The organism is Streptomyces sp. NPDC047079 (assembly GCF_040643755.1).
Classification (GTDB): domain Bacteria; phylum Actinomycetota; class Actinomycetes; order Streptomycetales; family Streptomycetaceae; genus Streptomyces.
The window spans coordinates 137,446-158,051 of the sequence record NZ_JBEYUZ010000017.1 but is presented as its reverse complement, the minus strand read 5'-3'; the positions used below and the strand labels follow the sequence as shown (position 1 = coordinate 158,051).

The 20,606-nt window shown below is 72.1% G+C and carries 16 protein-coding genes; 6 read left to right on the top strand and 10 right to left on the bottom strand.

The genetic code is table 11. The features are described from left to right. Window positions 1-123 precede the first annotated feature (123 nt). The 7 genes from fxsT to ABZ823_RS22250 form a co-directional block, all read right to left on the bottom strand. Window positions 124-3,099, bottom strand: coding sequence for an FxSxx-COOH system tetratricopeptide repeat protein (fxsT, locus tag ABZ823_RS22280; RefSeq protein WP_361662988.1), 2,976 nt, complete (start codon window positions 3,097-3,099; stop codon window positions 124-126). 57 nt (window positions 3,100-3,156) lie between these two features. Next, window positions 3,157-4,308 carry an FxsB family cyclophane-forming radical SAM/SPASM peptide maturase gene (locus ABZ823_RS22275; RefSeq protein ID WP_361662985.1) on the bottom strand — a complete coding sequence of 384 codons (1,152 nt, stop codon included), beginning with the start codon at window positions 4,306-4,308 and terminating at the stop codon, window positions 3,157-3,159. Continuing rightward, on the bottom strand, window positions 4,305-4,505 hold the full coding sequence (locus ABZ823_RS22270; RefSeq protein ID WP_361662982.1) for a hypothetical protein: 201 nt from the start codon (window positions 4,503-4,505) through the stop codon (window positions 4,305-4,307). The genes ABZ823_RS22275 and ABZ823_RS22270 overlap by 4 nt, the downstream gene beginning before the upstream one ends. Then, window positions 4,502-7,753, bottom strand: a complete 3,252-nt coding sequence (locus ABZ823_RS22265) for an SAV_2336 N-terminal domain-related protein (protein WP_361662979.1) — start codon at window positions 7,751-7,753, stop codon at window positions 4,502-4,504. The genes ABZ823_RS22270 and ABZ823_RS22265 overlap by 4 nt, the downstream gene beginning before the upstream one ends. 6 nt (window positions 7,754-7,759) lie before the next feature. Beyond that, window positions 7,760-8,797 carry a MoxR family ATPase gene (locus ABZ823_RS22260; protein ID WP_361662976.1) on the bottom strand — a complete coding sequence of 346 codons (1,038 nt, stop codon included), beginning with the start codon at window positions 8,795-8,797 and terminating at the stop codon, window positions 7,760-7,762. A gap of 157 nt (window positions 8,798-8,954) precedes the next feature. Then, a complete protein-coding gene (locus ABZ823_RS22255) occupies window positions 8,955-10,937 on the bottom strand; it encodes a trypsin-like peptidase domain-containing protein (RefSeq protein ID WP_361662973.1) in 1,983 nt (660 codons plus the stop codon). After that, window positions 10,930-11,334, bottom strand: a complete 405-nt coding sequence (locus ABZ823_RS22250; protein ID WP_361662970.1) for a CU044_2847 family protein — start codon at window positions 11,332-11,334, stop codon at window positions 10,930-10,932. Before ABZ823_RS22250 ends, ABZ823_RS22255 begins: the two co-directional genes overlap by 8 nt. A 144-nt stretch (window positions 11,335-11,478) precedes the next feature. On the opposite strand from ABZ823_RS22250, the gene ABZ823_RS22245 reads away from it, so the two are divergent. The 3 genes from ABZ823_RS22245 (at window position 11,479) to ABZ823_RS22235 (ending at window position 14,022) form a co-directional block, all read left to right on the top strand. Continuing rightward, window positions 11,479-11,658: a DUF6104 family protein gene (locus ABZ823_RS22245; RefSeq protein ID WP_028420339.1), complete on the top strand. Its 180-nt coding sequence runs from the start codon at window positions 11,479-11,481 to the stop codon at window positions 11,656-11,658. Window positions 11,659-12,107: 449 nt separating this feature from the next. Then, window positions 12,108-12,998, top strand: a complete 891-nt coding sequence (locus ABZ823_RS22240) for a DUF4097 family beta strand repeat-containing protein (RefSeq protein ID WP_361662967.1) — start codon at window positions 12,108-12,110, stop codon at window positions 12,996-12,998. Between the two features lies 1 nt (window position 12,999). Next, window positions 13,000-14,022: a helix-turn-helix transcriptional regulator gene (locus tag ABZ823_RS22235; RefSeq protein ID WP_361662964.1), complete on the top strand. Its 1,023-nt coding sequence runs from the start codon at window positions 13,000-13,002 to the stop codon at window positions 14,020-14,022. 69 nt (window positions 14,023-14,091) lie between these two features. Here ABZ823_RS22235 and ABZ823_RS22230 read toward each other — a convergent pair whose 3' ends face one another. Together ABZ823_RS22230 and ABZ823_RS22225 are read right to left on the bottom strand one after the other, a co-directional pair. Next, window positions 14,092-15,057, bottom strand: coding sequence for a zinc-binding dehydrogenase (locus ABZ823_RS22230; RefSeq protein WP_361662961.1), 966 nt, complete (start codon window positions 15,055-15,057; stop codon window positions 14,092-14,094). Window positions 15,058-15,207: 150 nt separating this feature from the next. Continuing rightward, window positions 15,208-16,431 carry an NADP-dependent malic enzyme gene (locus tag ABZ823_RS22225; RefSeq protein ID WP_361662958.1) on the bottom strand — a complete coding sequence of 408 codons (1,224 nt, stop codon included), beginning with the start codon at window positions 16,429-16,431 and terminating at the stop codon, window positions 15,208-15,210. A gap of 535 nt (window positions 16,432-16,966) precedes the next feature. Here ABZ823_RS22225 and ABZ823_RS22220 point away from each other — a divergent pair. The 3 genes from ABZ823_RS22220 to ABZ823_RS22210 are packed head-to-tail and all read left to right on the top strand — an operon-like array spanning window position 16,967 to window position 19,701. After that, complete coding sequence (locus ABZ823_RS22220; protein ID WP_361662956.1) at window positions 16,967-17,926, top strand: ABC transporter substrate-binding protein; 960 nt, start codon at window positions 16,967-16,969, stop codon at window positions 17,924-17,926. Between the two features lie 33 nt (window positions 17,927-17,959). After that, the gene (locus ABZ823_RS22215) at window positions 17,960-18,898 is read left to right on the top strand and encodes an amino acid ABC transporter permease (RefSeq protein WP_361662953.1); all 939 of its coding nucleotides are present in this window, start codon (window positions 17,960-17,962) and stop codon (window positions 18,896-18,898) included. Beyond that, on the top strand, window positions 18,895-19,701 hold the full coding sequence (locus ABZ823_RS22210; protein ID WP_361662950.1) for an amino acid ABC transporter ATP-binding protein: 807 nt from the start codon (window positions 18,895-18,897) through the stop codon (window positions 19,699-19,701). Before ABZ823_RS22215 ends, ABZ823_RS22210 begins: the two co-directional genes overlap by 4 nt. A gap of 94 nt (window positions 19,702-19,795) precedes the next feature. Here the strand turns inward: ABZ823_RS22210 and ABZ823_RS22205 are convergent, their stop codons facing one another. Further along, window positions 19,796-20,563, bottom strand: coding sequence for a class I SAM-dependent methyltransferase (locus tag ABZ823_RS22205; RefSeq protein ID WP_361662948.1), 768 nt, complete (start codon window positions 20,561-20,563; stop codon window positions 19,796-19,798). Window positions 20,564-20,606 lie beyond the last annotated feature (43 nt).

The following is a 20,606-nucleotide window of genomic DNA, read 5'->3' as shown; positions in this document are numbered from 1 at the left end:
TGTCGAGCCATGTCGATGCACCCTGGTGCCGAGCCGTGGAGGAACCCCGGTGGTGAGCCGTGCGTGAGGTCGTGCGGCAAAGGAGCCCCTCCGGGAGCGGGCCCCCTGGGCGTGCGGCCGGTCTCACATCATCTGCGGTTCGAAGTCCCAGTAGGGGCGCCGCCCGTCGAGCATGTACCGCACCTGCCGGTGCTCCTCGAAGAAGTTCTCGGTGAGCCGGCGGACCGCCTCCCGGCGCACGCTCGCCGCCTCCTCGTGCCGGCCGGTCTCCGCCAGGTCCTGCGCGAGGCCCGCCGCGAGGTTGAGGGTGAGGACGTGCGCGTCCCCGACCGCGGCCCGCGCCCGCCCGAGGGCGTCCCGGCCCAGCGCCACCGCACGCTCCAGCTCACCGGTCCGGGCGAGCGCCGTCGCGGTGTTCATCGCGCAGCCGACCGACCAGACGTGGGCCGTGCCCAGGGCCCGTTCCATCCCCGCTCGGGCCAGCTCCGCGCGCTCCCGGGCGCCTTGCAGGTCCCCCTGGTCGCCCTGGATGAGGGCGCAGTTGTCGAGGGCTCCCGCGACATAGGGGTGGCTGTCGCCGAGCAGACGCTCATAGCTGCCGCGGGCGGCCTCGGCGAGTTCCCGGGCCTCCTCGAGTTCGCCGATGTCGCGCAGCAGCATCGCGTAGTCCGAGCTCAGCATCAGCGCCTCGGGGTGGTCGGGGCCGTGCCGGCGCAGCATCCGGTCGCGGGCTTCCCGCATCAGTCCCCGGGCCCGCAGGTGGGACCCGTCGCGGCGCAGGCACAGCGCGAGATTGTGCTGGGCGAGCAGGGTCTGACCGTGGTTGCCGCCCAACACCTCCCTGTGCAGGCGGAAGTTCAGCTCCTGGATGGCGAGCGCGTCGCCGTAGCGGCCCAGCAGCCGTAGCGTCCAGGCGGTGTGCAGCCCGGCGTCGAGGGTGGCCGGATCACGGCCGCCACTGAGGGCGATGTACGACTCCAGGACGGCGCGGTGCAGGGTGAGGGACTCCTCGTAGCGGCCCAGCAGCCGCAGGGCGATCGCCAGGTTGCCGCGGATGGCGAGGGTGCGGGGCACCTCGTGCTCGCCGAGGTCGGCTGCCGCCTGGGCCTCCGCGTCCTCGTACAGCAGGCGGGCCTCTTCGTACTGTCCGAGCGCCATCAGGGTTCCGCCGAGCCCGTTCTTGGCCCGCAGCACCTGGATGGGGCTGCGCTCGGGATCGGCGGTGATCCGGCGCAGGACGTCCCGCCCGATGCGCTCCGCCTCGCGGTAGCGGCCGAGCCGGCGTTCCATGTTGGCCAGTTGGTGCACGGCGATGAGCACATCCGGGTCGGTGTCCGGGGAGACGGCGGTCCAGGCGGCGACGGCCGCCCCGCTGAGCTGCCGGCCCTCCTTGTACTCGCCGCGGATCCGCAGGTACTCGATGCAGTCGAGCACCACGGCCCGCACGTCCCGATCGGTGGAGTGCAGCGCGCCCGTCGGTTCCAGATGCGGGATCACCTCCGCGTACCGCGGCCAGTGGACGCGGTCGCCGGGACGGCGGGGGTCGGCGGCGACGAGCACGCGGCGGGCGGTCTCGGCGGACTGCCGCGCCTCCTCCGGGCCCAGATGGCCGCGGACGAAGCGATGGAACAGCCGGTGCATGCGCAGCGTGCCGACGGTCTGGATGTCCATCGGCCCCTGCTCGTACTCCAGCCGCATGGAGGTGGCCTCGGACAGCACCCGCAGCGCGGTGTTCCAGCTGCTCGGCTCGGTGACCAGGGACACCAGGTGCGGGGGCAGGTCACCGGCGCGCGCCGACTGCACCAGGCCCAGCGGTATCACGTCGGGCGAGAAGAACGCGAAGAGCGAGAGCAGTTCGTAGGCGTTGGGGTGCTTCTCGCGCAGGGTGTTGACGGTCTGCCCCCAGGCGGCCTGGAACTCCTTGCGGTACTCCTCGGAGGGCACGACGGGAACGGTGTGCGGGTCGCCCTCCTGGATGCGGGCGATGTACGCGTCGATGTCGGCGGTCTCGTTCAGCTCCACCCAGGCCGCGGTCTGGTCCATCAGCAGCGGGTGGTCCTCGACCGCGGCGGCGAGGCGGTCGGCGCTGTCGCGGCTGAGCCGGCGGCTGCGCCGGCACGCGAAGTCGACGGACTCCTCACGGTCGAACGGGGGGAGGTCGATGATCTGGCCGACCCAGCGGTGCCACTCCTTGCGCGGGGTGGTGACCAGGAGATGGCCGGGGCCCTCGGGCAGCAGCGTCCCGAGGTCCTCGGGGTCCTCCGCCCCGTCCAGGACGACCAGCCAGCGGGTACGGTCTCTGAGGGCCCGTTTGGCCGCCTCGATGCGTCCTCGCAGGGCGTCGCCGGTGTCCGGTTCCGCGCCGAGCTTGTCGGCGAGCCGGGCGAAGTCCTCGCGGGCCCGGTTGCGCACCGACGCGCGGACCCACCAGACGATGTCGTACTCGCCCTTGTAGCGGTGCACGTACTCGGTCGCCGTCTGCGTCTTGCCGACCCCGCCCGGACCGCGCAGCGCGATGCGGGTGCCCTCGCCGCCCTCCGTGAACGCCTGGTGCATGCGCTCCAGGACGCGCTCCCGGCCGGTGAAGTCACGGTTGTGGCGGGGAGCGTTGTCGATGCCGGGCCGGTCCTCCGGGAAGCGAGGGCCACGGCTGCGGTCGAGGCTGACCGGACCGCCGGAGGGCGGGGTCACCTCCAGCGCGTCGAGCAGCACCTCGGCGGCCCGGTCGGCGTCGAGGCCGCGCAGCGGCAGCACCCGGCCGAGCCCTTCGGCGGCCGGCGGCAGGGAGGCGGCCGTGATCGACACGGCCACGACGCGGTGCCCCTCCCGGGGCATGAGGTCGGCCAGCACATCGGCCCAGGCCTGCCGGCGGGCCTCGTCGAACCGCACGAACCAGTCGTCGAGCAGGAGCAGCAGCTTGCCGGGTCTGGCCAGGAGACCGCTCAGCCGCCCCGGCTCCGGTGCGGTGTGCAGCGGATCCCAGCGGACCGCGTCCGGTGCCGCTCCCGCGTGCGCCAGACGGTGTTCGATCCACGTCGCCCAGGACCATGACTGTCCCGCGTAGACGATCGTGACGTGCTCAGGGGACGCGGATGGCATGCCGGGGGTCTCCTTCTGACGTAGGTGAGAGCTACGTCGTGGTCCGTCAACTCCACGTTAGACCAGACTCCTTGACGATACGGAGAGCTGCTCGCCGATGCGCGCGGCGGCGTGCCGGATGATGCGCTCCAGGTCGGCGCAGTGAACGCTCGGGTTCCGGAAGTGACCCGTGAGGCCGGAGTAGCGGTGGGCGTAGTTGCCGCCGCCGCAGACCCGGACCACAGGGCAGGTGCGGCAGTCCTCGCCGAGCGCGTCGAGCCCGGCCCTCAGCGCGGCGATCCGCGGGTGCCCGAGCGCCTCGTCGAAGGAGTTGCGGTGCACGTCCAGGCCGGTGGCGGGCGCGTTCGGATAGGCCGTCTTCAGCGAGTCCAGGCGCTCGATCGTGCCGTCGGTCTCCACCACGACCGCGGCGATCGGCGACAGCCCCACCGCGTCCGTCCGTGAGGATCCGCCCAGCAGCAGCGCCGCGATCTCGGTGAACAGGCGCACCCGCGGGCGGCCCGGTGTGCCGTCGTCCCACCACAGGTCGAAGGCGTCGGCCAGCCAGTCCCCGTAGGGCGTGGGAGCGGGACGGTGGCGGCCGGGCGGGCGGCTGCCCCAGTGCAGGTGCGGCAGCAGGAAGTCGAGGGCGGGCGGGGCCAGGGCCCGCAGCGAGCGGTAGACCTCGGCGGGGTCGGTGGCCGGGTCGACGGTGCACAGCAGGCCGGCGTAGGCGTCCGGCCGCCGTGCGGCCAGCATCCGGGCCGCACGGCGGGCGGCGGGCCAGGAGGGGCGGCCCGCGTGGTCGACGCGGCGGGCGTTGAGGGCGGGGGTGCCCCCGTCGAGACTGAGCCCGATCCGGATGCCGGCGTCGGCGAGGCGGTCGAGCGCGGGCCGGGTGAGGAGGGTCCCGTTGGTCTGCACGGTGACCGTCACGTCGGTGCCGTCCGGCACGGCGCGGCGCACGGCCTCGGCGTACGCGACGAGCGGTTCGGGTCCGGTCAGCAGCGGCTCCCCACCGTGCAGGTCGACCCGCACGGACCGGGGCCGGTGCGTCCTGACGTGCTCGGCGATGCGGCGGGCGGTCTGCCGCACGGTGTGCTCGCCGACGTGGTGCGGGCGGTCGCGCCAACTGCTGTCGGGGCTTCGGTAGATGTAGCAGTACGTGCAGTCCAGGTTGCAGCGGCTGTGCACCTTGAGGACGAACTGACGGAAGCAGTCGGAGCTCACGGTGCGGCTCCCCCCGGGAGGCGCGGCGGCGTCGGGTCGGGCGAGTCGTTGTAGTAGGCGGCCGGTGGTTCGTCCTCCGCTTCCCTCGCGCGCAGTTCGGCGAGCACTGCGGCGAGTACGGGATGGCGGGCGCGGCCGGGTAGGGGGCGCTCGAAAGCGGGCAGGGGTATGCCCGGGGTGTCGTCCGGACCCGTCATGCGTGGCCCCCGCCGCTCAGGGCGCTCAGGGCGGCCCGTGCCTGCTGCGCCTCGTCCCCGTCGCCGAGTCCGGCCTGCCCGTACAGGCTGAGCGCCGTGCGGTACTCCTCGGCGGCGCGGGCCGGGGCGGAGGTGCGGCCGAGGGCCTCTCCGCGTTCGACGCGCACGCGGGCTTCTGCGGCGGCGAGGCCGAGGTCCCGGTAGAGTTCGGCGGCCCGCAGCAGATGGTCGGCGACCGCCTCCCAGTCCGACCACTGGGCCGTGTGCTCGGCCAGCCGGCCGGCGGCAGCGGCGCGCAGCCGCCAGGCCCGCGCGGCGAGTAGGTCGTCATCGGTCTCCCGGGCGGCGGTGCCCACTATCCAGTCGGCCTCGTGGAGGTCGGACAGCCCTCCCTGGCGCAGGTTCCGGTGCAGGAGCGCATCGCCCAGTTCCACCCGGCGGCGCGGCAGTTCGGGGTCCTGTTCGGACGATTCGTCGACGGCCATCCGCAGCACCCGTACGGCGTCGGTCCATTCGCCGGCCGCGCCGAGGGCGAGGCCCAGCCGGAGCAGCAGCCCGGGCCGGGCCGGATCGTCCAGGGGCAGTTCTCCGGTCGCCTGCCACCAGGACCAGACCGCCGCCTCCAGATCGTCGGTGTCGCGGGTCAGTTCATAGGACGCGAGGTACGCCTCGCCGAGCCGGTCGAAGCACTCGGACCGCAGTGCCGTGTCGTCGCCCGCGTGGTCCAGTGCCTGCCCGAGCACGGTGGTGATCCTGCGGCGGGTGCGGGGATCGCGCTCCGCGTCTCGGGTGAGGTCCAGGGCACCGGCCATGTCCAGACAGATCCGGGTCAGCTCCTGGGCGTCGGCTCCCTCGGCGGCGCGCAGCGGCAGCGCCTCCCGGAAGGCGACCTCGGCCAGCTCGGCGGAGCGGTGGGCGAGGGCGCGCCGCTCCGGTCCGGGCTCCCAGGGCCTCGCGCCGCGTCCGCAGTCGTGCCGGGCGAGGGCGAGCAGCATCCGGGCCTCCAGCAGACGGGCTGACGACTCGCCGTTGCGCAGCCGGTGCTGGGTCGCGAGGCCCGCCGCCTGCTCGAACTGCTGGGCGGCCCACTCCTGTGGCCTCCCCTCGTCCGGGCGGAGGACGGCGGAGCCGGCCCGGGCGACCAGCGACGCCGCCCGGAACGCGGCGGTGGCGCGCAGCCCCAGGGCACGGGTCGTCCAGCGTTCCGCGTCGAGCGGGATCTCCTCCAGCCGCTGCCGGGCCTGCCGGCAGGCGAGCAGGGCCAGCCGGCGCGGTGGGGCGTCGGGCTCGCCGAGGTCGTGGCCGAGGCCCGCGGGCAGGGTCGCGGCGGCCGCCCGCGCGGTCTCCAGGTCGGCCGCGATGTGCAGCAGGATCTGCGCCTCCATGAGGAGTTCCGCCGGGTCGCTCTTGCGGGTGCGGGGCAGGACCTCGTAGGCCTCCCGGAGGTTGTCGGCCGTTCCCGCCACCCGCCACCGTTCCAGCAGGGCTCCGGCCAGCCGGGTCCGCAGCGCGTGCCGGTCCGTCTGCCGGCGCTCGGCCTCCAGTGCCCGGCGCAGCAGGCCGATGCCCTCGTCGAGGTCGCGGGCGGTTCCCTGGGCGGCGTAGCGGTCGAGCACCTCGCGGGCGTGCGCGGCCAGCTCCGCCGGGCCCTCGCCGGGCGGGGCCGAGGGGACCTTCCCGTAGCGGGCGAGGACCTGCGAGGAGATCCGGGCGAACGCGCGCAGCAGACGGTCGTCGGTACCGTCCTCGGCCGCGGGGGCTGCGGCCGTCGCACCGGAGAGGTAGGCGGCGGCCAGCGCCGGGAAGTTCCGGGCCGCACGGCCGTACTGCCGCTCGACGTACTGCGAGCTGTGCTTGAGGACCAGCTGCGCCTCGCCGCCGGGCAGATGGCGCAGGAGTTCATCGCGCACGCTTTCGATGAACTCGTATCCGCCGTCCGCGACGGTGTCGCTGCGTCGCATCAGTCCGCCGAGGAGGACCTCCGCCATCGCCTCGGGGCCGCTGCCGGGCAGCATGGCCCGCTGCACGAGTTGCATCACCGGAAGCGCGAGGGGAACGGTGGCCAGGTACTCGGCGAGGTGCCGCGCGTCCTGCGAGGCGGTACGCCGGAAGGCCCGCACCCGGTCGCGCGGGCTGATCTCCCGTTCGGCGAGCGGCCGTGCGGCGGTCGCGGGATGGTCGGCCCGCACCCAGGCCGCGGAGGCGACCTGCCGCTGGGCGGTCGAGTCGCACACGAGGCGTACCCAGTGGGCGAGGGAGGAGGGGCGCAGGGCGAGCACGGGCACCGGAAGCGCGCGCCGGGGCGGCGGTCCGGCGCGTTCCGAACGGAATTCCAGTCCGCCGGCCAGTCCTTCGCGGCGGCGCAGTTCCCCGGAGTAGGCGGGCAGGTGTGTGCCGCGCCACATCCGCTGGGGCAGCGGCTGGAGGACGGCGACCGGGGCGCAGCCGGCCCAGTCGTGCAGCAGCCGCTGCATGATGCCGTTGCGCCACAGCGGTCCCGCGCAGTCGCTGAGGACCAGGGTCAGCCGGCGTCCGCTCGGGTCGCGCAGCAGGCCGGGACCGTCGGCGGGCGACGTCGGGTCCGGGGAGGGTGCCACCCGGACGCCGTCCCGTCCGCCCTCATGGAGGTAGTGGCTCCGGATCTCCCGGAAGGCGCCGGCGCGCTCGCAGATCCGGCGCAGCTCGGCGAAGGTGTCCTGCCACACCACGGTGGACGAGGACACGTCCATGACCAGTTGCAGGCGTGCCTCACGGCGCTGTCCCCGGGCCGGCACCGGGACGATCACACCGGTGTCGGCCGCCCGCTGCGCGGTCGCCTCCTCGTCCAGACCGGACCACGCGGGCCGGCTCGGCGGGCGGTAGCGGTTGAGCGGCCGTAACGCCCGTTGCAGCGCCAGCGGTTCGGGCAGGACGGAGGCGGCGGGCACCTGGGTGGCCACGACGGTGCCCGTGCCGCGCGCGGGGCCCTCGGTCGCGATGCCGCCGACGGCCGGCGTCCGGCGGTCCGCGGCCCGCTTCCGGGCGCGGAGCGCCAGGGACGTCTCGGGCGGAACGGTGGTGCGGTGGCCGCCCGGCCGTAAGCCGGGGTCCTTTCCGGTGGGGTCCTCGTCGGTGGGTTCCCCTGTCGCCGCGGTGCCGGGGACATGGCGGGCGAGCCAGAGGGCGTCCGCGAGTTCCTCGGCGTCCGGAGCGAGCCCGGCCTCGCGCAGCCGGCGGGCGAGCAGCTCCAGGGATGCGGCGGCGGTCATGGCCGGTTACCGCTGTCCGGAGTCGGGTGAGCCCATCAGCAGCCGCGCCAGCTCCGTACGGCCCGGACTGCCCGGCGGAGCCACCCGCTGGGTGAGGAAGATGGCGTTGAGCAGCTGGTCGGTCGGCCGGTACGGACCCGGTCCGTCCGTGGTGAACAGCTCCATCAGGTCGTGGTGTTCACGGTCGGCGCCTTCGCCGAAGTGGGCCTGCACCATGGCGGCGAGCCGGTCGCCGCGCGGCGGGTCGAGGTGCAGATGGACGCACCGGCGCAGCAGCGGGGCCGGAAACTCGCGCTCGCCGTTGCTCGTCATCACGATCACGGGGAACGCGTGGCAGCGGACCCGCCCCCCGGTGACGGGCGCCCGCTGCCCGTCGTCGGTGAGGACCTGCACGGTCCGCTGGCCGGGGCGGTCGGCGATGCGCTCCAGCTCGGGGATGCCGAACTCTCCCTCCTCTACGACGTTGAGCAGGTCGTTCGGCAGGTCGATGTCGCTCTTGTCCAGTTCGTCGATGAGCAGCACCCGGGGGCGTTTCATCGGGAGCAGGGCCGTGCCCAGCGGGCCCAGCCGGATGTAACGCCCGATCGAGAGGTCGCGGCGCGCCCCGGCCGACTCCTCCGTCTCCTCGGCGCCCGCCCGGTCCAGTTGCGCGTCCTGGAGGCGGCCGATCGCGTCGTAGGCGTACAGCCCCGACTTCAGCTCGGTGCGGCTGACGATGGGCCACTGAAGAACGCGGCCGAGCCCCAGTTCGTGCGCCAGCGCATGCGCCAGGGTGCTCTTGCCCGAGCCGGGCTCGCCCGTGACCAGCAGGGGGCGCCTCAAGTAGAGAGCCGCGTTGATGAGCTCCACGGCCCGTGGGTCCTGCACGGGCAGCGGGGGGCGGCGGCCGAGCCGTCGGGAGGAGGCGCTGTCGATCGTGGGTACGGGGTACACGTCGTCCAGGGGCTCGCCGTCGAACCGGCGCCAGCGCGGGGGCGGCGGCAGGGAGTCGACGCGCGCCGGCTCGGGCTCGCCCTTGCCCTGGTAGACCAGCCACTCGCTCATGGTTCGCTCCTCGTCGACGATCGATGGCACGGCGCGTCACGGCCGACGAGGGCAGGCGGCGCCCACAACGGGCCCCTGAAAACGTACCCGTCCACGAGGCGGCGGCAGTCGATTTCCGGACAGCCGTACAAGGGTGTCGCCGGGTGTCCAGTGGGGCTCATGGGGCGTCGAACACCCCCTCTTCCGCGGGGAGGGGACGGCGCCGGTCGTCATAGAGGACGGCGACCTCGCCGGCCCACTCATGTCCGTTCCCCGTGCTGATGTGCTCTCTGATACGACGGAGACGGTCCGGCAGTTCAGCCGGGTCGGCCACCTCCGCCAGGAAGCCGACGGTCGACCGGTGGAGGTCGTCGCAGCGGGCACCGCACTCGTGCCCCGGGTGGTCCCCGGAGTGCCACAGCGCTATTCCGTGTCCGGCGTCCAGGGCCAGGCGCATCGCCGTCCGGCCGGCCCCCGATCCGGCCCGCCGGCACTGCACGGGGATGTGTCCGGGGGGCATCTGCGCGAACCGGTGGGCCTCCAGGGGCTCGCCGTCGAAGACGGTCCCCCTCGCGGTCAGCCGTCCGCGGGACAGCGTCTCCGCCCAGCGGCTGTCCCAGGATTCGGCCGGAACTCCCCGGCGCTCGATGTCGCGGATGACCACGGGACGGCGCACGCCGAGGAGTTGCTGGCGCACCCGGTCCCACAGCGGCGCTGAGTCGTAGATCTGCCAGGTGTGGACGGGGGTGTCGAAATTCGAGAGGTCCAGGGCGACCTCGAGCGGCGCCGGCAGCTCTGGCCGGTCCACCGACTCGAAGGCCTTGGCGAGCGGCTCGTCGAGCGCGTCCCGCAGGTGGTCCCGGATGACGCCGGGACCGGTGGTCACGCCATAGCGGGGCACATCGCTGTTCTCACCCCCGTCGTCGATGCGCAGCGTCCAGTAGAAACGGGTGTGGTCGTCGTCGAGCGGCTCGAGCTCCAGCAGCACCACTCCGCGCTCGCCCGGTCCCGGATACGGTTCCACGGTCCGCTGCCCGCCCGGCAGCAGCCCTGGCGGCAGCACGGCGTCCTCCACATTGGTGCGCACGGACGGCCTGACGTCGGCGAGCCGGTCCCGTATCCACTCGTCGAGTTGTTCGACGGCGGCCTTGTCCGCGGGGTGGTGGGCCTCCAGGAACAGCTGGACCAGGCGGAGGTAGCGCAGGAAGACGAACGCCTCGTGGGGCCGGTCCCCCTCGTAGAGCTGTCCGTGCCCGTCGCGCCAGGAGACGGGCAGGTGCGGGCGCCCGGCGGGGTCGTCGCCGCGCGCCCTGCGCACCAGCTGGGTGATGGTGTGCGGGGCGTCGGCGGGCTCGACCGCCGCCAGCAGCGCGAGCGCCTTCCGGCGGTCCACGGGGCTCCACTGGTCGAAGTCGGCCTCGCGCGGTGTCCCGGGCAGCTTGGCCTGCCGGGTGATCCAGTTGTGCTCGGCCCTGCGGCGCCCGTCGTGCCATCGGTCGTGCTCGGCGATCACCCGGTGGTACGCCGCGAACCGCCGCATCAACGAGACCGCTATGGACAGCCCGCCGTCCCGGTCGCCGCGACGGCACTTGATGACGGCCACGACGGCCCCGGTGGCCGGATCCAGCACCGGGCCGCCGGAGACTCCGGGCGGGAACTCGTTGCTGGGCCCGAGCCGCAGTCCGTACGGCCCGTCGTGGGCGTTCACCGTGGCCTCGCCGTTCCACGCCTGGGCCGCCCCGTCGGCCAGGGGCCGGTAGCCGTACACGATGCGGTTGTCCCCGAACGGGTGGTCGGATCGGTCGCTCAGCCAGACGCACTCGTGTTCCACGGAGTCCAGCAGGCGCACGAGGGCCATGTCCTGGTCCACGGGCAGCTGGGTCCGCTCGTGGGACTGCTCGCCGAGCGGTCCGGGGTAGAGGCACTCCTCGAGCCGGGCGGGGACGGGACGGCCGTCGTGCAGGCCGGGGCCGCGCACCCGGAACTCCTCCTCGTCCTCCCCGATACGACCGAGCAGCACATGGGCGCAGGTCAGTACCCAGCCCGGAGCGACGAGAAAGCCGCTGCCCCACATTTCCTCGTCATCGGGACGCGCGGAGTGGAAGTGGACCGTGGCGTTCTCGATCAGGTGCTCGAGGCGGGCATCGCGCCGCTCAGACATCCGTGCGGGGCTCGGTGGTGGATTGCGTCCGGGCCCCGGTGGCGGCTCGCTCGCGGCGCTCGTCCAGCTTCCACACCAGGCTGACCTCGAGGGACGCCTTGGCCTCTCCGTCGGCGAGCACGGCGATGGCCTTTCCGGGCTTGGCGACGATCTCCACACCGAAGGTGATGGTCGCCTCGTCCGGCCGCGCGGACCGGGCCGCGTCCAGGACCGACTGCCCTACGCCCTGGATCAGCTCTCCCAGCTGCTCCAGCTTGGCCGCCGCGCCGCGTCCCACCCCGATGTCGAGATCGTCCGAGCCGTACCCGCCGGATGGCGTCGTGCCCGGTCCGGGCGTCACCCGCGCCAGCACCGTCTGGCCTCCGGGCAGTGTGATCTCGCGCAGCGTTTCGTCCATGGCTCCCCCGCCCTGTGCACGGCTCCGCTCGCCCGGACGCCGATCCGCCGCCGGTACCGGGCTCTTGAACTGCGACGAGGCTAGCCGCCCGTGCGGTTCCGGAGCGAGACCGCTAACCGGCCAAGTGGCGCATATTCTGAAGGCATGTACTTCACCGACCGTGGCATCGAAGAGCTGGAGAAGCGACGCGGCGAGGAGGAGATCACCTTCGAGTGGCTCGCCGAGCAGCTTCGCACGTTCGTCGATCTCAACCCCGACTTCGAGGTGCCGGTGGAGCGGCTGGCGACCTGGCTGGCACGTCTGGACGACGAGGACGACGAGTAGTCCGGGCGCGGCCGGCCGGGGGCGGCGGCCGACTGGAGGCGGCGGCTGACGGGGCAGTCGCGGAGGCCGGAGACGGGGGCTCGGGATCGACGGCCGGCGCCCGTGAGCGGCACGGAGTCGCGCACCCGCGCACAGACGGCACAGGCGATGTGTCGCGACATCCCCCCTGCCCTCGCTGCTCTCTTCCCTCGCCCTCTCCGCCCGCGCTCCTTTCTTCCCTCACTCTTGTCGCCACCCCCCTCCCCCACGTGCACGGCCGCGCTGCGCGAACTTCGTCAACCCCCTTCTCCCGCGGTTCCCCCGACATGTGCCTTGACTTTGGTCGTCCGCGATATATCGTGAATACGAAGACGCGATATGGCGCGTCGGGTGTCCTCACCCCGCGCCCGTCGCCACACCCGCGGTGTCGTCCGTCGAGTACGCCGTACCGCACCGGCCGAGGAGGTCACATGTCCGAGTGGTCCGTCGCTGAGCCGAGCAAGCTCGCCTTCGACGCCCCCGTGACGGCACTCCATGTGCGCACGGTCAACGGAACGGTCAACGTGGTGGGCACGGACGAGAGTTCCGCACGCCTGGAGGTCTCGGAGATCGAGGGCCCTCCGCTCACGGTGACGCACCAGGACGGCACCCTGACGGTGGTCTACGACGACCTGCCCTGGAAGGGCTTCCTCAAGTGGCTCGACCGCAAGGGCTGGCGCCGCAGCGCGGTGGTCTCCCTGGCCGTCCCCGCGTCCACCCGCGTGGAGGTCGGTGTGATCGGCGCCAACGCCGTGGTCTCGGGAATCGACGGCACCGTCGAGGCGAAGGGCGTCACGGGCGAGACAACACTCGTCGCCCTCTCCGGCCCGGTCCACGTCACCACGGTCTCGGGGAACGTGGAGGCCCAGGGCGTCACCGGAGAACTGCGGCTCAGCTCGGTCTCCGGCGACCTCACCGTCATCGAGGGCGCCTGCCCGCTCGTGAAGGCCGACTCCGTGAGCGGTTCGATCATCCTGGACCTGGATCCGACAAGCGGACCCACCGACGCCCGTCTGGCGAACGTCTCGGGTGAGATAGCGATCCGCCTCCCCCACCCGGCGGACGCGGAGGTCGAGGCGAACACGGCGAGCGGCACCGTGTCCAACGCCTTCGACGATCTGCGGGTGACCGGCCAGTGGGGCGCCAAGAGGATCACCGGCCGCCTCGGCGGGGGCAACGGCCGGGTGAAGGCGACCACGGTCTCCGGCTCGATCGCCGTCCTGCGCCGCCCGCCCGAGGAGGACGAGCCATGGGACGCGCCCGGGGACGCGCGGCCCTCCGACGGCACCACCGGCGGCCCGACCCAGCAGAAGGGGCTCTGACATGTCTCCCGTCTTCGCCCACGGACGACTGCGGCTGTACCTGCTGAAGCTGCTCGACGAGGCGCCCCGCCACGGATACGAGGTGATACGGCTGCTGGAGGAGCGCTTCCAGGGGCTGTACGCACCGTCCGCCGGCACCGTCTACCCCCGGCTCGCCAAGCTGGAGGCCGAGGGCCTGGTGACCCACACCACCGAGGGCGGCCGCAAGGTGTACGCGATCACGGACGCGGGCCGCGCCGAACTGGCGGACCGCAGCGCGGAGCTGGCCGACCTGGAGCTGGAGATCCGCGAGTCGGTCGCGGAGCTGGCCGCCGAGATCCGGGCGGACGTCCGGGGAGCGGCGGGCGATCTGCGCCGTGAGATGCGGGACGCGGTCTCCCGGGCCCGCCGGGGTACCAAGGAGCACACGGGCCCCTACGGGGAGCCCGGCGACCAGTCCGAGAAGGAGGCTTGGCGGACCGCCAAGGAGGAGCTGCGCCGCGCCAAGCAGGGGTGGAAGGAGGAGGCCCGGCGTGCCAAGGACGAGAGCCGGCGGGCCCGTGAGGAGGCCCAGCAGGCGCGCCGCCAGGCCAAGGAGGCCCAGGAGCGGGCGCGCGCCCAGGCCCAGGAGGAACTCCAGCGCATGGCGCGGCGGGTCCAGGAGCAGGTGCAGGACCACTTCGCACGGGGCGACTGGCCGACGGGCGTACGCGAGGGACTGACCGAACTGGCCAAGGAATTCGGCGAGTTCGGGAAGGGCTTCGGGAAGGACTTCGGCTTCGGCCGCACGGGGACGGCGCAGGAGCCGGAGTACACGACGACCCCCGAGGACTTCCCCGGCGCCTACGAACCCTCCTGGGCGCACGAGGACCTCCCGGGCGACCCGGCCCGGGCCCTCGACCGGCTCCTGGACCGCTTCCGTGACGACATCCGCGACGCGGCGCGCGACCATGGCGTGACCGAGGAGCAACTCCTCGACGCCCGCAGCCACTTGTCGACGGCGGCGGCCCACATCGGCGCCACGCTGCGGTCCCGGAAGGTATGACACCCACCGTCCGGGCCGAGCGCCGTCTCGAACGGCGCTCGGCCGGCGGTCCCTCGACCGGGGGCCTCCTCAGCCCGCGGTCAGGACGATCTTGCCGAACTGGTCGCCCGCTTCCAGGCGTTCGAAGCCCTCGCGGGCACGGTCGAGCGGAAGCACCTCGTCGATGACGGGGCGCACTCCTGTGGCGGCGCAGAAGGAGAGCAGATCCTCCAGTTCGTCCTTGGAGCCCATGGTGGAGCCCACCACCTTCAGCTCCAGGAAGAAGATGCGCGTGAGTTCCGCATGGGAGGGCCGGTCACCGCTGGTGGCGCCCGAGATGACGAGCGTGCCGCCGGGCCGCAGCGACTTCACGGAGTGGGACCAGGTCGCGGCGCCGACGGTCTCAATGACGGCGTCCACCCGCTGGGGCAGCCGCGCTCCGGACTCCAGGGCCTCCACGGCGCCCAGTTCCAGGGCCCGCTTCCGCTTGGCCTCGTCGCGGCTGGTGGCGAAGACCCGCAGCCCGGCCGCCTTGCCGAGCACGATAGCGGCCGTCGCGACACCGCCGCCGGCGCCCTGGACGAGGACCGAGTCCCCGGGGCGTACGCCCGCGTTGGTGAAGAGCATGCGATAAGCCGTCAGCCAGGCGGTGGGGAGGCAGGCGGCCTCCTCGAAGGAGAGCTGCTTCGGCTTGGGCAGAAGGTTCCAGGTGGGCACGGAGACCTGCTCGGCGAAGGTGCCCTGGTAGCGCTCGGTGAGGATCGAGCGGGGCTCGTCGGGGCCGACGCCATGACCGGTCTGGCCGATCACGGAGTGCAGGACGACCTCGTTGCCGTCCTCGTCGACACCCGCCGCGTCGCAGCCGAGGATCATGGGCAGCTTGTCCTCGGAGAGTCCGACACCCCTGAGGGACCAGAGGTCGTGGTGGTTGAGGGAGGCGGCCTTGACGTTCACGGTCGTCCAGCCGGGCCTCCGCTCGGGGGCCGGGCGTTCTCCCAACTCGAGGCCGGAGAGCGGGTGGTCAGGGTCGATGCGGGCGGCGTAGGCAGCGAACATGACCTTGACGATAGGCTCCGCCGTGGACGTACGGAACCCGGCCCGGCTGTGACGCGTGTCCCGCCGGAGGGCCCCGTACACGCCGCGGAACCGCGAGGCCGTGGGGATACGGGCGGGCGGGTCACACGGTCCCGCCCACCCGGCGCGCCGTCAGCGTCGCGCGACGCCCTCGGCCCGCGCGGCGGCGGCCACCGCCGCCGTCACTGTCGGCGCCACCCGCTCGTCGAAGGGCGACGGGATCACATAGTCGGCCGCCAGATCGTCACCGACGACCGACGCCAGCGCCTCGGCCGCCGCGATCTTCATGCCCTCGGTGATCCGGGACGCCCGCACCTGCAGCGCGCCCGCGAAGATGCCGGGGAACGCCAGCACGTTGTTGATCTGGTTCGGGAAGTCGGACCGTCCCGTCGCCACCACGGACGCGTACTTGTGCGCGACCTCCGGGTGGACCTCCGGGTTCGGGTTGGCCATCGCGAAGACGAAGGCGCCCTCCGCCATCGACGCGACGGCCTCCTCCGCCACCGTACCGCCGGAGACGCCGATGAAGACGTCGGCGCCCGCGAGGGCGTGCTCCAGCGACCCCGTGAGGCCGGCCTTGTTGGTGAATCCGGCGAGTTCCCGCTTGACCGGCGTCAGGTCGTCCCGTTCCGGCGACACGACGCCCTTGCGGTCCGCGACGGCCACATCGCCGATGCCCGCCTCGACGAGCATCTTCGCGATGGCGACACCCGCCGCTCCCGCGCCCGAGATGACGGCCCGCAGATCCCCGAGCCCCCTCCCGGTCAGCCGCGCGGCGTTCCGCAGGGCCGCGAGCGTCACCACGGCCGTGCCGTGCTGGTCGTCGTGGAAGACCGGGATGTCCAGCCGCTCCTGGAGCCGGCGCTCGATCTCGAAGCACCGCGGCGCCGAGATGTCCTCCAGGTTCACGCCGCCGAAGGAGGGCGCGAGACGGACCACGGTCTCGACGATCTCGTCCACGTCCGTGCAGTCCAGGGCGATCGGGACCGCGTCCACCCCGCCGAACTGCTTGAACAGGATCGCCTTGCCCTCCATGACCGGGAGGGATGCCTCGGGACCGATGTCACCGAGTCCGAGCACGGCCGTGCCGTCGGTCACCACGGCGACGACCGAGGACTTCCATGTGTAGTCGTGGACCAGCTCCGGCTGCTCCGCGATGGCGGTGCACACCCGGGCGACGCCGGGCGTGTACGCAAGGGACAGGTCGTCCTTGTCGCGGACCGGCACGGTGGCCTGCACGGCCATCTTGCCACCGCGGTGCAGCGCGAACGCCGGATCGAAGGAATCGTGGGGCTCGGCCCCTCCGTCCTGATCCGCGCTGTTGTCGCTGCGAGGATTGACGATCTCCGCTGCCACTGTGTCGTACCCCTTAGGTATGCATGGTTGAGGGTGACCACTCCTGGTGAGGGGTGGGCGGGCACCGCGTATGACCCAGATGACTGATGCGTACGGGTGCACACGCGACGGGCGCGCCGCACACGCGCCCTGAGCCCCTGATGAGGGGTGTAATGCACCTTCTTACCCGACGGATGGTGTCCCGGACGAGTCCATAAAGCTAAGGTCACACGCCGGTGACATGACTCATGGCGGGAAATGTGGACAAGTCCCCGACATGTCCACTCGTGGGCACGTCCGCTCCCCCGCAATCGTCCGCATCGTGAGAACTGCCGAAGATCCTGCGGCTGGAAGGATCGATTCCAGCAAAAGCCCGGGCCCGATGGCGGTCCGGGCGCAGTAAGGGGGCCACCCGTTATCCGATTTTGACATAGCGGCGCCCCTGAATATGCGCGACCGAATGGCAAGATGCCTCAACCACACGAGGTCGCGACACCCGAAGGTGTGTGTTCTCGTCGACCCATCGGCATCAATCGCCCCGCCGGAGGAATCCACCATGACCGCAAGCTCCACCCGTCGTTCGACCGCCACGCGCTCCCGGATAGCCGCGGTCGGCGCCGTCGCGGTCGCGGGCACCCTGCTGCTCACCGGCTGCGGTGACCAGACGAAGAGCAAGAGCGACGAAGGCGGCTCGGGCAGCGCCGCCGCGGCCCCGCTGGCCGACAAGCTTCCCGCGTCGATCCGCCAGGCGGGGATCGTCAAGGTCGGCTCGGACATCGCGTACGCGCCCGTGGAGTTCAAGGACGGATCCGGTAAGACGGCCGGCATGGACCCCGATCTCGCGGACGCCATGGGCAAGCAGCTCGGCGTGAAGTTCCAGTTCGAGAACGGCACGTTCGACGCCCTGCTCACGGGCATCCGCTCCAAGCGCTATGACATCGCGATGTCCGCGATGACCGACAACAAGAGCCGCCAGGAGGGTGTCGACCCCGACACCGGCAAGAAGGTCGGCGAGGGTGTCGACTTCGTCGACTACCTGACCGCGGGTGTCTCCATCTACAGCCGCAAGGGCGACACCGGCGGTATCTCGTCGTGGTCGGACCTGTGCGGCAAGAAGCTCGCCGTGGAGCGGGGTACCGTGTCGGAGGACCTCGCCAAGAGCGAGACCAAGAAGTGCACCGGCGGCAAGAAGATCACCATCGAGGCCTTCGACGACGACCAGCAGGCCCAGACCCGGCTGCGCTCGGGCGGCGCCGACGCCGCGTCCTCCGACTTCCCGGTGGCCGCGTACGCGGTGAAGACCTCGGGCGGCGGCAAGGACTTCCAGCTCGTCGGCGACCAGGTCGAGGCCGCCCCGTACGGCATCGCGGTCGCCAAGGGCAACGACCAGCTGAGGGACGCCCTGCAGGCCGCGCTGAACGCGGTCATCAAGAGCGGCGAGTACCAGAAGATCCTCACGAAGTGGGGCGCCGAGGACGGCGCGGTGAAGGAATCCGTCATCAACGGCGGCAAGTGACCGTTGCTCCGCGGCCACTGAAAGGCAACACCCGTGACTGTTGACATCGACAAGACGGCGGGCAACCAGGACACTCCCGCGGCCGGCGCCGAGGCCATCAGGGCCATTCCGGTGAGGCACTACGGGCGGTACGTCTCCGCGGTCATCGCGATCGCGTTGCTCGTCGCGATCATCTACGCGTTCGGCCAGGGCAGGATCAACTGGCATGCCGTGCCGGACTACTTCTTCGACGACCGCATCCTGACGGGTGTGGGCAAGACTCTCATGCTGACGGTCCTGTCCATGCTGATCGGCATCGTCGGCGGCATCGTGCTCGCGGTGATGCGCCTGTCGAGGAATCCGGTGACCTCGTCGGTCGCCTGGTTCTACATCTGGTTCTTCCGCGGCACACCGGTCCTGGTCCAGCTCTTCCTCTGGTTCAACCTGGGCCTGGTCTTCGAGTACATCAACCTCATGCCGTTCTACAAGGACTACTGGTCGAACTTCATGACGCCGCTGCTGACGGCGCTGCTCGGCCTGGGTCTGAACGAGGCGGCGTACATGGCGGAGATCTGCCGTGCCGGTCTGCTCGCCGTGGACGAGGGCCAGACGGAGGCGGCGCACGCGCTGGGCATGAGCCACAGCAAGACGCTGCGCAGGATCGTCATCCCCCAGGCGATGCGGGTGATCGTGCCGCCGACGGGCAACGAAGTGATCAACATGCTGAAGACGACCTCGCTCGTGGCGGCCGTCCAGTTCCCCGAGCTCTTCCGCTACGCCCAGGACATCGGTCAGAACTCGGGCGCCCCGGTGGAGATGTACTTCCTCGCCGCCGCCTGGTACCTGATCATGACGTCGGTCCTCAGCGTGGGGCAGTACTACATCGAGCGGTACTACGCGCGCGGCTCCAGCCGTCAGCTGCCGCCGACCCCGTGGCAGAAGGTCAGGGCCAACATGTTCTCCATCGGCCGTCCGAAGGGAGGCGCGGCATGACCGAGAAGCTCACGAAGAACGACTCTCCCGCGAAGGACACGACCGTCCCGATGGTCAAGGCCGAAGGGGTCCACAAGTCCTTCGGCGCGGTGGAGGTACTCAAGGGCATCGACCTGGAGGTGAGGTCCGGCGAGGTGTTCTGCCTCATCGGCCCCTCCGGCTCCGGCAAGTCGACGTTCCTGCGGTGCATCAACCACCTGGAGAAGATCAACGCGGGCCGGCTGTACGTGGACGGCGAACTGGTCGGCTACCGGCAGCAGGGCGACAAGCTGTACGAACTGCGCGACCGCGAGGTCGCGATGAAGCGCCGGGACATCGGCATGGTCTTCCAGCGCTTCAACCTGTTCCCGCACATGACCGCGCTGGAGAACGTCATCGAGGCGCCGGTCCAGGTCAAGGGCGTGGGCAAGGCCGAGGCCAAGGAGCGCGCGATACAGCTGCTGGAGCGCGTGGGCCTGGCGGACCGGGCGGGGCACTACCCCTCGCAGCTCTCCGGCGGCCAGCAGCAGCGCGTGGCCATCGCCCGTGCCCTCGCGATGGACCCGAAGCTGATGCTGTTCGACGAGCCGACCTCGGCCCTGGACCCGGAGCTGGTCGGCGACGTCCTCGACGTGATGCGGGACCTCGCCGAGTCCGGCATGACGATGGTCGTCGTCACCCACGAGATGGGCTTCGCACGCGAGGTTGGCGACTCGCTCGTCTTCATGGACGGCGGCGTGGTGGTCGAGTCGGGCAACCCCCGGGACGTCCTGACGAACCCTCAGCACGAGCGGACCCAGTCGTTCCTGTCCAAGGTGCTGTAAGGGGCGCGGCGCACGACGCGAAGGGGCGGTACGAATTCCTCGTGCCGCCCCTTCCCCGTGGCGCGCGGGCGGTCCGGCCCTGCGCCTTCCGGGGCTACTTCAGCGCGAGCAGCAGCGTGTCCGAAGGGGAGCACCACACCGGGCGGGCCTCGGCGAAGCCCTTCTCGCGCAGTACGCGCGCGTGCCATGCGGCCGAGGGCGTCTCGCCGTCGGCGTGTTCACCGTAGATCTCGAAGCGGCGGGCGGTCGGCGCGGCGAGGACGGGGTCCTCGGCGGCGAGCTGCCACCAGTCGGCCCAGTCCAGAGCGCCGTCCCGCAGGGCCCGGTCCCTGCGCTCGCGACGCTGGGCGCTCTCGGCGGCGTTGATCCGGGGCGTGGTGTCGTCGATCATGTGGTCGGCGTTCATGAAGACGCCGTCACGGCGGAGGAGTTCCGCGATCCGGCCGTACAGGGCCTCGAGGGGTTCGGTGCGCAGCCAGTGCAGGGCCGTGGCGGTCAGGACCGCGTCGTAGGTGTCGTACGGCAGGTGCGCGGGCCAGTCGGGGTCCTTGAGGTCGGCCTCGACGAGGGTGACCCGGTCGTCGCCCTCGAACGTGCCGCGGGCGATGGTGAGCAGCGCGGGGTCGAGGTCGACGCCGGTGCTGGTGGCCTTGGGGAAGCGGGCGAGCAGCCGGGCGGTGATGCTTCCGGTGCCGCACGCGAGGTCGAGTACGCGGGGCGTGTCGCCGACGAACGCCTCCACCATGTCGAGCATGATCCGGAAGCGGTCCTCGCGGTCGGGCATGTACCACTCCTGCTGGCGGTCCCAGCTCTCCTGCCATGCGCCCCAGTCGGTCCCCGCCGTGGTGTCCGTGTCCGCCATCGCGAGCCTCCGTTGCCTACGTTACGTAATACCCTTGATGCAC

Bases quoted from the DNA above. Each gene is read 5' to 3' on its own strand.
- ABZ823_RS22205 (WP_361662948.1), bottom strand. From the start codon at position 20,563: ATGGCGGACACGGACACCACGGCGGGGACCGACTGGGGCGCATGGCAG.
- ABZ823_RS22210 (WP_361662950.1), top strand. From the start codon at position 18,895: ATGACCGAGAAGCTCACGAAGAACGACTCTCCCGCGAAGGACACGACC.
- fxsT (WP_361662988.1), bottom strand. From the start codon at position 3,099: ATGCCATCCGCGTCCCCTGAGCACGTCACGATCGTCTACGCGGGACAG.
- ABZ823_RS22240 (WP_361662967.1), top strand. From the start codon at position 12,108: ATGTCCGAGTGGTCCGTCGCTGAGCCGAGCAAGCTCGCCTTCGACGCC.
- ABZ823_RS22250 (WP_361662970.1), bottom strand. From the start codon at position 11,334: ATGGACGAAACGCTGCGCGAGATCACACTGCCCGGAGGCCAGACGGTG.
- ABZ823_RS22255 (WP_361662973.1), bottom strand. From the start codon at position 10,937: ATGTCTGAGCGGCGCGATGCCCGCCTCGAGCACCTGATCGAGAACGCC.
- ABZ823_RS22245 (WP_028420339.1), top strand. From the start codon at position 11,479: ATGTACTTCACCGACCGTGGCATCGAAGAGCTGGAGAAGCGACGCGGC.
- ABZ823_RS22260 (WP_361662976.1), bottom strand. From the start codon at position 8,797: ATGAGCGAGTGGCTGGTCTACCAGGGCAAGGGCGAGCCCGAGCCGGCG.
- ABZ823_RS22265 (WP_361662979.1), bottom strand. From the start codon at position 7,753: ATGACCGCCGCCGCATCCCTGGAGCTGCTCGCCCGCCGGCTGCGCGAG.
- ABZ823_RS22220 (WP_361662956.1), top strand. From the start codon at position 16,967: ATGACCGCAAGCTCCACCCGTCGTTCGACCGCCACGCGCTCCCGGATA.
- ABZ823_RS22230 (WP_361662961.1), bottom strand. From the start codon at position 15,057: ATGTTCGCTGCCTACGCCGCCCGCATCGACCCTGACCACCCGCTCTCC.
- ABZ823_RS22270 (WP_361662982.1), bottom strand. From the start codon at position 4,505: ATGACGGGTCCGGACGACACCCCGGGCATACCCCTGCCCGCTTTCGAG.
- ABZ823_RS22235 (WP_361662964.1), top strand. From the start codon at position 13,000: ATGTCTCCCGTCTTCGCCCACGGACGACTGCGGCTGTACCTGCTGAAG.